The 12,829-nt window shown below is 37.4% G+C and carries 16 protein-coding genes; 13 read left to right on the top strand and 3 right to left on the bottom strand.

Annotated elements, in window-relative coordinates; all coding sequences use genetic code 11:
- Positions 1-77: 77 nt before the first annotated feature.
- From MKZ14_RS11615 to MKZ14_RS11585, 7 genes are all read left to right on the top strand, one after another.
- Positions 78-1,517 carry a PLP-dependent aminotransferase family protein gene (locus MKZ14_RS11615; RefSeq protein ID WP_339279876.1) on the top strand — a complete coding sequence of 480 codons (1,440 nt, stop codon included), beginning with the start codon at positions 78-80 and terminating at the stop codon, positions 1,515-1,517.
- Between the two features lie 40 nt (positions 1,518-1,557).
- On the top strand, positions 1,558-1,920 hold the full coding sequence (locus tag MKZ14_RS11610; RefSeq protein ID WP_036079224.1) for a hypothetical protein: 363 nt from the start codon (positions 1,558-1,560) through the stop codon (positions 1,918-1,920).
- Between the two features lie 169 nt (positions 1,921-2,089).
- Entirely contained in the window at positions 2,090-2,590 is a 501-nt protein-coding gene (locus MKZ14_RS11605) for a sigma-70 family RNA polymerase sigma factor (protein ID WP_339279875.1), read from the top strand.
- The gene (locus tag MKZ14_RS11600) at positions 2,587-3,843 is read left to right on the top strand and encodes a DUF4179 domain-containing protein (protein WP_339279874.1); all 1,257 of its coding nucleotides are present in this window, start codon (positions 2,587-2,589) and stop codon (positions 3,841-3,843) included. Before MKZ14_RS11605 ends, MKZ14_RS11600 begins: the two co-directional genes overlap by 4 nt.
- A 267-nt stretch (positions 3,844-4,110) precedes the next feature.
- Positions 4,111-4,626, top strand: a complete 516-nt coding sequence (locus MKZ14_RS11595; RefSeq protein ID WP_339279873.1) for a hypothetical protein — start codon at positions 4,111-4,113, stop codon at positions 4,624-4,626.
- A 57-nt stretch (positions 4,627-4,683) separates the two neighbouring features.
- The gene (locus tag MKZ14_RS11590) at positions 4,684-4,980 is read left to right on the top strand and encodes a 3-isopropylmalate dehydrogenase (RefSeq protein WP_339279872.1); all 297 of its coding nucleotides are present in this window, start codon (positions 4,684-4,686) and stop codon (positions 4,978-4,980) included.
- A gap of 72 nt (positions 4,981-5,052) precedes the next feature.
- Complete coding sequence (locus MKZ14_RS11585; RefSeq protein WP_339279871.1) at positions 5,053-5,805, top strand: 3-oxoacyl-ACP reductase family protein; 753 nt, start codon at positions 5,053-5,055, stop codon at positions 5,803-5,805.
- Positions 5,806-5,949: 144 nt separating this feature from the next.
- Here the strand turns inward: MKZ14_RS11585 and MKZ14_RS11580 are convergent, their stop codons facing one another.
- Complete coding sequence (locus MKZ14_RS11580; RefSeq protein ID WP_333004348.1) at positions 5,950-6,717, bottom strand: sulfite exporter TauE/SafE family protein; 768 nt, start codon at positions 6,715-6,717, stop codon at positions 5,950-5,952.
- Between the two features lie 104 nt (positions 6,718-6,821).
- Between MKZ14_RS11580 and MKZ14_RS11575 the strand changes: the two genes are divergently transcribed.
- Together MKZ14_RS11575 and MKZ14_RS11570 are read left to right on the top strand one after the other, a co-directional pair.
- A complete protein-coding gene (locus MKZ14_RS11575; RefSeq protein WP_238542805.1) occupies positions 6,822-7,061 on the top strand; it encodes a LysR family transcriptional regulator in 240 nt (79 codons plus the stop codon).
- Positions 7,027-7,707, top strand: coding sequence for a LysR substrate-binding domain-containing protein (locus MKZ14_RS11570; protein ID WP_238542806.1), 681 nt, complete (start codon positions 7,027-7,029; stop codon positions 7,705-7,707). The genes MKZ14_RS11575 and MKZ14_RS11570 overlap by 35 nt, the downstream gene beginning before the upstream one ends.
- A 103-nt stretch (positions 7,708-7,810) precedes the next feature.
- Here MKZ14_RS11570 and MKZ14_RS11565 read toward each other — a convergent pair whose 3' ends face one another.
- Positions 7,811-8,710: a PhzF family phenazine biosynthesis protein gene (locus MKZ14_RS11565; protein WP_016992942.1), complete on the bottom strand. Its 900-nt coding sequence runs from the start codon at positions 8,708-8,710 to the stop codon at positions 7,811-7,813.
- 124 nt (positions 8,711-8,834) lie between these two features.
- Here MKZ14_RS11565 and MKZ14_RS11560 point away from each other — a divergent pair, with 124 nt between their 5' ends.
- Complete coding sequence (locus MKZ14_RS11560) at positions 8,835-9,716, top strand: LysR family transcriptional regulator (protein WP_016992943.1); 882 nt, start codon at positions 8,835-8,837, stop codon at positions 9,714-9,716.
- 93 nt (positions 9,717-9,809) lie between these two features.
- On the opposite strand, the gene MKZ14_RS11555 is transcribed toward MKZ14_RS11560, so the two are convergent.
- Positions 9,810-10,721 carry a DNA-3-methyladenine glycosylase gene (locus tag MKZ14_RS11555; protein ID WP_333004353.1) on the bottom strand — a complete coding sequence of 304 codons (912 nt, stop codon included), beginning with the start codon at positions 10,719-10,721 and terminating at the stop codon, positions 9,810-9,812.
- A gap of 162 nt (positions 10,722-10,883) precedes the next feature.
- On the opposite strand from MKZ14_RS11555, the gene MKZ14_RS11550 reads away from it, so the two are divergent.
- From MKZ14_RS11550 to MKZ14_RS11540, 3 genes are all read left to right on the top strand, one after another.
- Positions 10,884-11,597: a 2OG-Fe(II) oxygenase gene (locus tag MKZ14_RS11550; RefSeq protein WP_026023410.1), complete on the top strand. Its 714-nt coding sequence runs from the start codon at positions 10,884-10,886 to the stop codon at positions 11,595-11,597.
- An 85-nt stretch (positions 11,598-11,682) separates the two neighbouring features.
- Positions 11,683-12,303: a bifunctional transcriptional activator/DNA repair enzyme AdaA gene (locus MKZ14_RS11545; RefSeq protein WP_339279869.1), complete on the top strand. Its 621-nt coding sequence runs from the start codon at positions 11,683-11,685 to the stop codon at positions 12,301-12,303.
- Positions 12,287-12,820, top strand: coding sequence for a methylated-DNA--[protein]-cysteine S-methyltransferase (locus tag MKZ14_RS11540; protein WP_312127020.1), 534 nt, complete (start codon positions 12,287-12,289; stop codon positions 12,818-12,820). The genes MKZ14_RS11545 and MKZ14_RS11540 overlap by 17 nt, the downstream gene beginning before the upstream one ends.
- Positions 12,821-12,829 lie beyond the last annotated feature (9 nt).

Genomic DNA, 12,829 nt, shown 5'->3' with positions numbered 1-12,829 from the left:
ATAATACTTATTGACTGTACAAAACTATTAATTTTCGCATATTTTAACAATCTCTATTCTAACTGGAAGTGAATTGAATGTTACAAGTTAACCGAGACGATAAAAATCCTATATGGCAACAGTTACTTGACCAAGCTATTCATCATATTACAACAGGCAAATGGCCACCAGGGGAGTTACTTCCTCCATCCCGAGAACTCGCCTTATTAGTAGGTGTTTCACGCTCAACTATACAAATTGTATATGAGGAATTATTTAGTCGAGGATATACCGTGACAAATTGGCGTGGTGGAACAAGGGTGAGTGAATGGGGATATAAAACTAACTTGCAAGAGGAGGTGATTCCTCAAGGGCCATCAACGCCAGCATTACCTTTATTAAACACGGCAGTAGATGAATTGAACAGTTGGTTTAGAGGCAAAGAAAATGGAAACGTAGCAATTGATTTTTGTCCCCATGAGCCGTATTTAGACGAGCATTTCCGAAAAATTTGGCGCCAATCGTTTTTACAGGCCTCAGCAGAAACAGATCTGACCAATTGGGGCTATGGCGATGCCTACGGTTTTACACCGCTGCGTGAACAGATTCAACGTTACCTGACATTTGAAAGAGGTGTACATGTAGAGATTGACCAAATCATCTTAACCTCTGGCGCACAGCATAGCATCGATCTAATTGCCCAAGCCCTTCTTAAGGAAGGAGAAACGGTTTCGGTTGAAGATCCAGGCTTTCCGGCAGCCTGGATGACCATGAAATATCGGCGTATGAATGTTGTTGCTGTACCCGTGGATGAGTATGGCGTACAAGTAGAGCAGATTGATCCACAAACCAAGCTTATTTTTGTTACACCTTCTCACCAATGTGCGGTTGGTGTCATAATGTCTGAGCCACGCAAACAACAATTACTGCAAAAATCCGCGAAAAATCAATTCTGGATTGTAGAAGATGATTATGATGGTGAGTTCAGGTATCGAGGTGGCCCGCTGCCTACCTTGTTTAGCCAACAACCTCACAACACATTATATATGATGAGTTTTTCTAAAATGGTTGCTCCTGGCATACGAATATCGGCTGTGATCGGCCCAAAAGATGCCATCCGCCAGCTAGCGCAAGTACAACAATTAACCTATCGACATCTTCCCATTATGGAGCAATTAACACTTGCTCATTTTATTGAGCACGGTCATTTTATGCGTCATATGAGGAGAGCCAGAAATGTCTATCGACGTAGACATGAAGCGATGACAAAGGCAATCATGGCGACAGGACTAGCCGAACGTTTCAAGCTAAGTGGCATTGAAACGGGATTGCATATGCTTCTTGAAGCGGAAGAATCGTTTGATGAAGAAGCAATGACGAACCTCGCACTCGAAAATGGGATACGTGTATATCCACTGAGCAAGTATTGCTTAGAAAATACTCGAAAAGGATGGGTACTAGGCTTTGCTAAAATAGACGAGCAAGCCATTGAGGAAGGCATTTTTCGTCTTGCAAAGATTCTCTTGCAAGAAACGTAATCATTAGCCGGGCATAAAGGGAATTGGAGGTTGCGATACTATGCCATACATTCATGAGTTTGGAATCATTGCTTGTATAGAAAAAGACAAGGAATATGCTGCTTATGAACCTGAAAAATACAATTGCATCGGTGTAGATGGTGACCTCTTTGATGAACTGCTTTCCAAGGATTTTGGCAAAAAAATACATCACCTCGAAACTTTTGCACACAACACAAATAGGCCATTTAAAAGTCTCGCCTATTGGGGGATAACCTTGATACCACCGAGCTCTCATAAACAATTTTTAAATATGGTGAGTGAAGCCAATGTCGAGTACCAATCTGCAGAACTTGAAGAATTAATCAAAAAAATAGCTGAAGCAATAAAACAAGATAAATGGATGATTCATTATGGTGTTTAATTTTTACCAATACATACAGGTAAGGGGAAGAGGCGATTGTTCAATTAGAGCAATCGCTTCTTACGATTCATGGGGAGAAGTGTTGTAATAACAGGATCCTAAAAAATATTAAAAACTTTGAACGAAATGAAACAACATAGAGTCTAATGAGAGAAGGAGGCGAAAAAGGATGAAATTTGAATTAGATCTGCGTGCTATACGTGGAGATCAAGAAGCGATACTTTCACTGATTGAAATGGATGAGGATATTTTATATCGCATGGCCTTTACATATTTGAAAAATGAGCAAGACACGCTGGACGTCATGCAGGAGCTTGTTTACAAGGCACTCAAAAAAATGCATACCGTTCAACAGCACGAATATGCCAGAACATGGCTTGTGCGCGTCTTAATCAATTGCTGTAAAGACCATTTACGAAAACGTCCGCCAACTGTTCAAATTGAGGAACACCATTTATCTGAATGGGTCATTTATTCAGATATGGAGAGATTATTGGAACATTTATCTTTGTCAGAGCAGCAACTCGTCTATATGAAGTATTTCCAGCAATTGAAAAATAAAGAAATTGCTGAGCTCAATCAAATTCCTGAGGGTACTGTGAAATCGAAGCTTCATCACATTTTAAAGAAGCTTAGAAGCTTTGCTAGAGAAAAGGAGGACTGGCTATGAGTAAACCATTAATTGACGTTCCAAAGGAGAAACTGCAACAAGTTCGCATGGACATGTTTCGGAAGGTTCAACGAGAAAAAAGAAGAAAGAAGCGCATTGTTTCGGTTACATTCATCTCCATGCTTTGTCTAAGCCTTCTCTTTTCAATTCGCGTTTCACCAACGATTGCTAGCCAAGTTGCAAAAATACCTGGCTTTCAAGCAATTGTAACAGCGATTGCAATAGATAAAGGAATAAAAGATATTGTAGACCATGAATACTATGAAGAAATCAATGTGACGCAATCTAGAAAAGGTTTAGCACTTACATTGCAGGGCGTGATTGCCGATAATTTAGGATTTGTCCTGTTCTATGACGCTGATGCCTCATTTGATATTTCAAAATTAAACCTAGAGAAAGTTCAATTGTTTCAAGGAGATAAGGAGATTGAATGCGGCTGTACGTTTACCATGAATGCAAGCAATCAAACATACATCTCTTCATCCGTGAAATATAATTTTTTAAAGCCTATCGCCTATACTTCAAAGGATTTTAAAGCAGTATTTCATTTTCATGATGAAGAGAAGGGGAACATTGAAATATCTTTACCGTTTTCACTGAAAAACGAGATCGCAAAGGAGAAAATTTTTACTGCAAATCGTACGATCGATGTCAATGGGCAGAAATTTACGATTACACAAATTCGCCGTTCGCCATTAAAAGTGGCACTCGATATAGAAGTAGCCAAAGATAATACAATGCAACTATTAGCGCTGGATGATGTTGCCATCATGACAGAAAGTGGTGAACGTAGAGATAGTATTAGAAATGACATTTCAGCTGACGGAAATATTCGCGATGGCAAATTTACGCTCTATTTGCAAAGTAATTATTTCGATGATCCAGCGTCATTGACGGTTATGATTGGCGCCGTTCAAGCTGTGCCAAAGGGTGAGGATTTTATCGAAGTTGATTTTGGCACAAAAGAGATAATCACGAAGCCTACTTATTTTAAGGGGGACATTTCAATAGTGCAGCAAAGTATAGCAGTTAAGATGAATAAAAATAATGAGGGCAAATTATTAATGCTTTCTGACGCCATAAAAGAAGATGGTACGCCTCTAGAATTCAAAGGTTTGACGATTTCACGAGACGAGCAGTATGTAGTGGAGACATCACAATTTGAAGAATATAATGGAAAAGCTAAGCTATATTTAAACTATTACCCTAATCCGATTGGGGAAAATATTGAAGTAAACATTCCATTGCAATAAAATGTAGCAGCTGTTCAAAAGGCCGAACCTTTTTGAATAGCTGTTTTGCTATTTTGAATGCAAGGGTTGGGGGCTTCTTTTTTTGAACAACTTGATAGATGATAGATTAAATAGGCACTGATTTAGTTATAACAGAGGTAACGATATGTTTAGATTTGAAGCGGTTATCTATTCTGTAATTAGTTACAAAGCTAGCACTTTTTTCTTTTTGAACTTACAATGGTTGTAGAGCGATAAGGGTATAATTACTTTAAACGGAGGTGGAAAATGGACTCTTTAGAATTAAACAAATCAAAATATATGGTCTCTAATATCAAAGACATTTTGCATAATAAGCTTATTCTTGCAAAACCGTTAACTAAAGATGACATCAAAAAAATAAACCTAGTCAATCCCCCTGTATACGATAAAGAGAAGTATCTTATTCAGGAACAGTGGTTATACAGTATGAATATCGGGGAATGGGAAGATGTGGAGATAATTATCCAAGGAAATAATGAAAATCCTGAGGTGGGGATCATCGAATTAGCGGAAAGAATTTTCGATGAACTCCATTTACATATAAGCTGCGCATTGGCGTATTTACATAAGTTTTTTCCTAATCAAGAAATAAACAGCTATTATTTATCGACGATATGCTTTGGAAATATGGCTAACTTTGATAGTTATATATTTTCAGGCTTTAGTTTAGCTTTTATTTATGAGGGTCACTTTGAATTTCAGTATAAAGTGAAATTTAAAGAAAATGGTTGGCCTATTGGTTTTGAGGGTGGACCACTTTAATTCATGGGGAAGGAATAGTTATCCCATGACGAAATCGTTTTGAAAAGAGGGAGTTGAATGGAAGGTTTTTTCTTTATACTAATAGGCTTTTTGATCGTTAGTGCAAATGTGATTGGATTTCTATTCTTCAGAAAAAAGAAAAATCTATATCATGCTGCTTTCATCATTTTACTACTGGCAGGTGTATTTGGTGGACTAGGGAGTGTAATAGCACTAATTATAATTCGTGATCCCTTTGCGTTATTCTATGGATTGAACATTGCCTATTATTTACTCATTAATAGTTTGATTGTATTTCTTGTGGCGATTTTCGTTACGATCATTAAAAAATATACTAGCAGTAGCATCATGTGACTAACGATCGTGGTGCGTGTGCATTGAGTTGTTTATGAACGAATTACTATTAAAAACGTTAGGGGGGACGCTATGCATAACTTGTCAGGAAAGGTTATTCTTATCACAGGTGCAAGCTCTGGGATTGGATTTGCCACGGCTGAGCTAGTGGCAAAATACGGGGCTAAAGTAATTATCAATTATCATACAAATGTGGAAGGTGCCAACGAAGCTCTGCAACGAATTCAAGAAAAAGGAGGAGACGCCATTGCTATTCAAGCTAATATTGTGAATAAAGAAGAAGTGAACGCAATGGTTGAGCAGGCTATTTCTTCATTCGGCACGATTGATGTTTTAGTGAATAACGCTGGAGGCGGCATCCGTCAAAGTACTTTTATGGAGATGAGTGAAGAGCTATGGGAAGAAACATTCAAGCTAAATGTCAATAGTGTGCTCTTATGCTCTCAAGCTGTATTAAGACATATGATTCCGAAGAAATGCGGAAAAATTATTAATATCTCTTCAGCAGCTGCACGTATTGGTGGGGCAGGGGAAAGTATTCATTATGCATCGGCTAAGGGAGCTATCAATACAATGACGATTGGTATGTCCAGAGAATTAATTGAATATGGAATTATCGTGAACGGGGTAGCTCCTGGAATGGTAGAGACACCCTTTCACGATAAATTTGCTCCTGGCGACAATCGGCTTGAACGGATGGCTTCCTCTGTACCCATTAAACGAGCTGCAGCGCCTAAAGAGATAGCAGAAGTAATTGCCTTCCTTTCTTCTGATGCCTCAAATTACATCCTTGGAGAAATTATAAATGTGAGTGGCGGTAGATAAATAAAACCTATGCAAATTATTATTGCTAAAATTGTTCGTCTATTCTACTAACAGTAGCTATTTCTAACGTAAATTGCGGATTCTAAACAAGCTCTACCTTAGATATCCTTAAATTTGGGGCAAAAAAGGTAGGACTTGTTTCGCTTATTTTATTAAATCCGACACAACTTGAACAATTAAGAACAAAAAAATGATCGGTAAAATAATTTGAATCCATTTTGTTTGGATATACGGAATGATCCTTAAACCTAAGAAAGAGCCAGCAATAGAGCCAAGTGAAACAGGGATAGCAATTCCCCAATCAACAATGCCAGTAAAGTAATAAAAGAGAAAAGCACCTGTACAGCTTGATAACGAGAGCATTCTTGTTAACTCGACTGCTTTTAAATAATGGTATTGTTTTTTCAGGAAATAGGTTATATTCATAAGAGCTGAACCTGGTCCAAAACCACCGTCATATATGGAGATTGCAAATGGAATGAGCTTGCTCAAGGGTTGTTCCTCTGTTTCTTTTACATCTTTGACAATCCACTTATTACTGCAAAGGACAATTAGAAATGCAAATATTAAGCTTATACAAGCGACCACATTCATAATTTGTTCCGATAAAAGGATTGCGAATAATGCCCCAAATACTCCTCCTATACTAGCAACAATCATGAAAGAAAAATATTTTTTTATAGATAATTGTCCTTTTATGACAAATGAAACAACATTTGATAGGGCTGATAAGCCTGTCGCAAATTTATTAACGGCAACGGTTGTATGTATCGGAATGCCGACGAGTAACAATGAAGGCATCAAAATAAAGCCTGCTGCCCCAAAAAGCACGCCTATTATAGCTGCGAGTAAACCAATTGTAAATAAAATAACTCCTTTTACTGTTAACCATTCCTGTAGTAAAATTTCCATTCAATCACCTCAATACTTAAATTACTGGTAAACTATACATAAAACAAATATATAATTATTGCTTATTCATAAATATTATTTATGGATAGAAAGGGTGGAATGGAATGAATTTACATGCATTGAGGATCTTTACGAATGTAGCCAAGCTTGGCGGAATTACTGCAGCAGCGAATAGTATGCTACTAAGTCAACCTGCTGTTACCATACAAATTCGAAAATTAGAGAATGAAATAGGGGCAAAATTGATTGAAGGTAAAGGGCGTGGAATTCAATTAACGCCAGAGGGGGAAGTTTTTATACGAGCAGGGCATGCGTTTATTTTACTTAGAAGCACAAATCGATGAGAAGCTTGGGAAGTTTTTAGCAAAGGAAGACAAAATACATATAGCGTCCTCTTATATCCCTATTAATTATATACTTCCGCCTATCATCGCTAAATACAAGCTTGCTCATCCTCAAATTGAATTTTTTGTATCGTTAGGTAATGTTCAATCTGTGGAGGAGCAAGTTCTGAATTATGAAGTAGATTTTGGTTTTGTCGTTCAAAGCAAAATTGGCCATGAAGATTTACAATTTGAAAAGGTATTAGATATCCCGTTTTGGTTTATAGTCCATCCCTCACATCCTCTAGCAAATCAAACGGTCTCCATCTATGAATTATCGAACGAGGACTTTATTTATCGGGAACGTGGTAGCTCGACACTCGATTTATTGGAGTCCATTTTTTACACATTTAATGCGCCATTACCTAAATTAGGGCTTCAAATGCAGGGCTTACACGAATCCATAAAAGTAGTGGAAGCGGGGTACGGCATGACTTTAGCTCCGTCCTATAGTGTAGATGAAAGTATAGCAAACGGGAAACTTGCTCAAGTGTATGTTGAGCAGGCAGCTATTCAGCAAAGTTTATTTATTTGCTCTCGAAAAACCGATCTCATGGAGCAACCATTTTTGCAATACTTAAAAACGCATTTAAATGCATTGAACTAACCACTTTATTTGGCATAAATAAGACTTCTCTAAATTTAAGTGAATAATTTAGAGAAGTTTATTTTATGATGATAATTAACACAGAAAATTCAGAAAAATAGTATTATAAAAGTATTTTTCCTTCTATTGAAACAACTGCTGCTCCTGCTACTTCAATAACAGCATTCTCCTCATCAGGTGTGATCGTGACATAAAGAGTCCCAGGTCTATTAATCGTATGTCCTTGCCCAATTACTAATTGATGTTTTTCTTGTGGAGCTAGTATATTTTCTAGATATAAATAACCACCTAATGCACCGTTTGCTGCCCCTGTAACTGGATCTTCATCGATCCCTATATTTGGGCAAAAATCTCTTGTATAAATATCAAATTCCCCATTTGTGTCAAAGGTAAAGAGGTGAGTGGTTGATATGTTAAAATGATTGTTCATCTTTTTAAGCTCATTTAATTTAGGTTCTGCTTGATCAATTGCTTGACGTGTTTTAACGGGAACCATAAGATGTGGGACCCCTGTGTTCGCTATTTTTATCGGGTATCGATCATCAATGTCCGTTTCCTCTAAACCCACAAGGTCCGCAACGACTTCAGGGCTAATGTCTATACTTTTTATATGGGGACGTACTTGAGTCATGGACACGCTCTTTAAGTGATTGTTTTCCGTAATCCATTTTACAGGAATTAGTCCAATGTTTGATTCAAAGATTATTTTCTCGTCCTTATCAATCCAATTGTACTTATTAGCCATTAACCATGCTGTACCTAACGTAGCGTGACCGCAAAAGTCAACTTCTTTTGTAGGAGTAAAATATTTTATTTGATAATCTGCATTTACATTTGTTGATGGTAAAAGAAAGGCCGTTTCCGAAAGGTTTAATTCATTGGCTATGTTTAGCATTTCCTCATCTGTTAAATTTTCTGCATGAGGTATAACGCCAGCTGGATTTCCTCCAAACGTTTCTGTGGTGAATGCATCAACATAAAAAAACTCTACCACTTTTTTCATTGCTATCTCCTCCTTCATTCTAAGATTATTGTAGTATGATAGAATTGATAAGTAAAATTCATGTTTTTAATCTTAAACATGAGGAAGTCGAATGGAAAGTTAAATCTTATACGGAGGTTAGCTTGTGAACCTTTTGCAAATAGAAATATTCGTCAAAGTAGTCGATATTGGAAATTTCACAAAAGCAGGTGAAATATTGGCGATGACACAATCGGGCATAAGCCATAATATCGCTTCATTAGAGTCAGAACTCGGTATTAAACTTTTGAATAGAGGAAGAAATGGCATCTCGTTAACAGATAGTGGAGAACGTATCATCAACAATATGAGAAATATCTTATCCGAAGCAGAAAGCATAAAACAAGAAGCCGCTTCTATTTTAAGAATACAAAACGGAAAAATAAATATTGGCAGCTTTTCAAGTTTCGCTTCAAAAGTGTTGCCAACGATCATATCACGGTTTAAAGGAGAGTTTAAGGGAATTGAAATAAATTTTTATGAGGGGAGCTATGACCAAATTACACGTTGGGTAGAAGAGGGGAAAGTGGATATAGGGTTTACATCTTTAAGTAACTCTATGGACCATTTGGAGGCTATTACCATAGTAAGAGATCGATTAGTAGCAATCGTACCGTTTCATCATCATCTTGCAATCAATGAACAAGTAAAGGCGGAAGAACTTCAAGGGGAGGCTTTTATTATGCCTCAGCTAGGATGTGAAGTGAGTGTTAAGAAGTTTTTACAGGAACAAGAAGTTTCCCCAAACATACAGTTTAATGTGGAGGAAAATCAAACAATCATTGCAATGGTACGTGAAGGATTAGGCATTACAATCATACCAGAACTAGCTTTACCCTATAATTTAGAAGGGACCATTGTAAAACCTCTCTTACCCGAACCTTTCCGAGAAATAAGCATGATTACTCGCTCAAAGAAGCAATCCCTTCCCGCTGTCAAAGAGTTTATAAAAACAACCATTGATTGTATCAAAGAATTACAGCTCTAATAAGCATTCTGTATCCATTGAATAAAACGTAGCTACATAAGAGCATGTTTTGATTCATTTTTTCAAGACATGCTCAAATCAAGGTGATGATATTTAGTAAAGAACACGCCATAAATAGAAGGTAGCGTAGGATTCCCAGTTTTTCCATGGTATCGAGAGCGCTAAGATTTCCTCTTTCGTAGGCTTTCGGTTCATATTCCGTAATGTTTTTATTGAATTAATCAGACCCACATCATCGATTGGAAAAGCTGTCTGAAACCTCAGGCAACGCATTAGCACGTAATTGGCTGTCCAAGGTCCGATTCCTCGTATTTTGATTAAGCTTCTTTCTGCCTTTTTAAAATTCATGTTCATTAATTGGTCCTTCGATAAATCTCCGTTTGCCATTAGTCTTGCAATGCCAATAATATATTCACTTTTTTTAACTGTCATTTTAATAGCTGCTAGGTCAGTAGGTGTTAACTGTGCAATTCGTTCGTACGGAGGGAATACCCAATACTTTTTACCCTTCCATTCGATAGAATCGCCAAAGCTTTCTACAAATTGTCTCTTTAAAGAGTAAGCAAAGGCAAGGTTGATTTGTTGCCCTAAAACGCCCCAGCATAACGCTTCAAATAAATCGGGAATGCCGATAACTCGTAATCCATAGAATTTTTGGGCAGGTATTTGAAGTAATGGATCTGCATTTGCCATTTCATAAAATGGCGTTAAATCGTTATCAAGATCAAACCATTCAAGTATATATGTTGCAATTTTTTCCCGCGCCCTCTTTTCAATAGGCCTAGAACCATTTAGGAATTGAACAACCATTTGTTGATTATCGATTACGCTTATCTTTACTAAAGATTGCATTTCTCCAATGGCTATCACTTTTGTGATGATATCGTTCTCTATTTCATACATGCATTCATTTTTTTCTCTTGTTAAATAGCCTAGATTCGCATTCATATCAAAATTTGCTGGTAAGGTAATGATTATCACATCGTCAACGTCATGCCATATCACTTTTTCATTCTCCTTTTCAACATACACAGTTTGCTAGTTTACTTTATCATAAAAGTAGCTTTACTCATTTTGTTATCTTGCTATTCCATTCTAAACGCCTTATTTTTTTCTATTGATGGGGTTATAGTGTTAGTTATTAAGAAGGCCAAGGAGGGAATAAAAATAGTCCAAGATATTCAAACACGTGTTGGCAGCTTAGAGTGGGATGCCATTCAACATGAACTAGATAAACAAGGATTTGCAAAGCTTCCAGTAATTTTAACAAAAGAGGAATGTGAATTCTTAATAGGGTTGTATAGTACGGAAGAGCCATATAGAACGACCATTAATATGACGAGGTATCGCTTTGGGGAGGGGGAATACAAATATTTTTCCTATCCATTGCCTGAAATTATCCAAAGTTTAAGAGAGTCCTTTTATCAAGAATTGGCCAAAACAGCTAATCGATGGTTAGGTTATTTAAAGAAAACAGCGCAGTTTCCTGCTCAGCTTCAAGATTTTTTGAACACTTGTGAAGAATTTGAACAAACTAGACCGACACCGTTACTCTTAAAGTATGAAACAGGTGGCTTTAATTGTTTGCATCAAGATTTATATGGCGATGTCTTCTTCCCGTTTCAGGTAGTATTTGTATTAAATCAACGCGAACAAGACTTTTCTGGTGGAGAATCAATCCTAGTGGAACAAATTCCACGTGCTCAGAGTAGGGGACATGTTATTACGTTAGATCAGGGCAGTGCACTCATCTTTCCTACGAACCATAGACCTGTTCTAGGTAAAAGGGGATATTATAAACATACGGTTCGTCATGGAGTAAGTACGATTACTGCTGGAGATCGATACGGTCTTGGCATCATTTTTCACGATTCTAAATAAAAAAACTTCAATATCTTGCTATTCCATATCCAGAATTGTACATTGTGAATTTTTAGGGAGTATATTGTAAGGAGAGGTGAGATAAATGCTGGATCCTATGAATGATGAAAATAAAACTTTGAATAATGTAGAAATGATGACAGATGAAAAGTGGCAAGCCATTATCACGAATGATACAGCGTACAACAATCAATTTTTCTATGCTGTCAAGTCAACAGGGATATTTTGTAAACCATCCTGCAAGTCTCGCGTTCCGAAAAAAGAGAATGTATGTATTTTTGCAACTGCAGAACAAGCACTCCGCGCAAATTTTCGCCCTTGTAAACGTTGCAAGCCAACTAATGAAAATTTGCCTGATAGCGAGTGGGTTGATATTATCACAGCATACATTGATCAAAATTTCGCTGAAAAATTAACGCTAGAATCTTTAGCAATGATTTGTCATGGGAGTCCCTATCATATGCATCGAACATTTAAAAAGATTAAAGGCATGACGCCCGTTGAGTATATACAACAAGTTCGCGTACACGCGGCTAAAAAGTATTTAATTCAGACGAATAAAGCAATAGGCGATATTGCCATATGTGTGGGTATGGCGAATGCGCCCTATTTTATTACTTTATTTAAAAAGAAAACCGGTCAGACCCCAGCGCAATTTCGTCAAATGAGAAAAATGGAGGAAATAAATGATGGAAATAAAAAATAAACCAACCCTTTTTTGGTCTTTACTCAAGTTTGAGGATTGGCATTTTTATATTGCTGCTACCTCCAAGGGCCTTGTGTTTGTAGGTTCACAGAACAAACCATTCGAGGAAATGTTTGAATGGGCGAAGAAACGCTTTCCAGGAAGTCCTCTTATTGAAGATGAGGAAAAGCTTGCACCCTATGTCCATGAAATCATTCAGTATCTAGCAGGAAAGAGGCAAACCTTTTCTATCCCATTTGAGTACGAAGGTACGCCATTTCAGCTAGCAGTCTGGCAAGCACTTTGTGAAATTCCTTATGGGCAGACCAAATCCTATTCAGACATTGCCCATGCTATCAATAAACCAGCAGCTGTTCGTGCTGTTGGAGCAGCTATTGGGGCTAATCCAGTGTTACTTACTGTACCGTGCCATCGTGTAACAGGAAAGAATGGCTCTTTAACTGGCTATCGGGGCGGATTAGAAATGAAGAAATTGCTCTTGGCCCTTGAAGAGCGAGGTTCGTCTAGCAATGCATAATACTTGCTA

Source organism: Lysinibacillus sp. FSL P2-0066 (assembly GCF_037969495.1).
Classification (GTDB): Bacteria; Bacillota; Bacilli; order Bacillales_A; family Planococcaceae; genus Lysinibacillus; species Lysinibacillus boronitolerans.
This window is presented reverse-complemented; position numbering and strand designations above follow the sequence as displayed.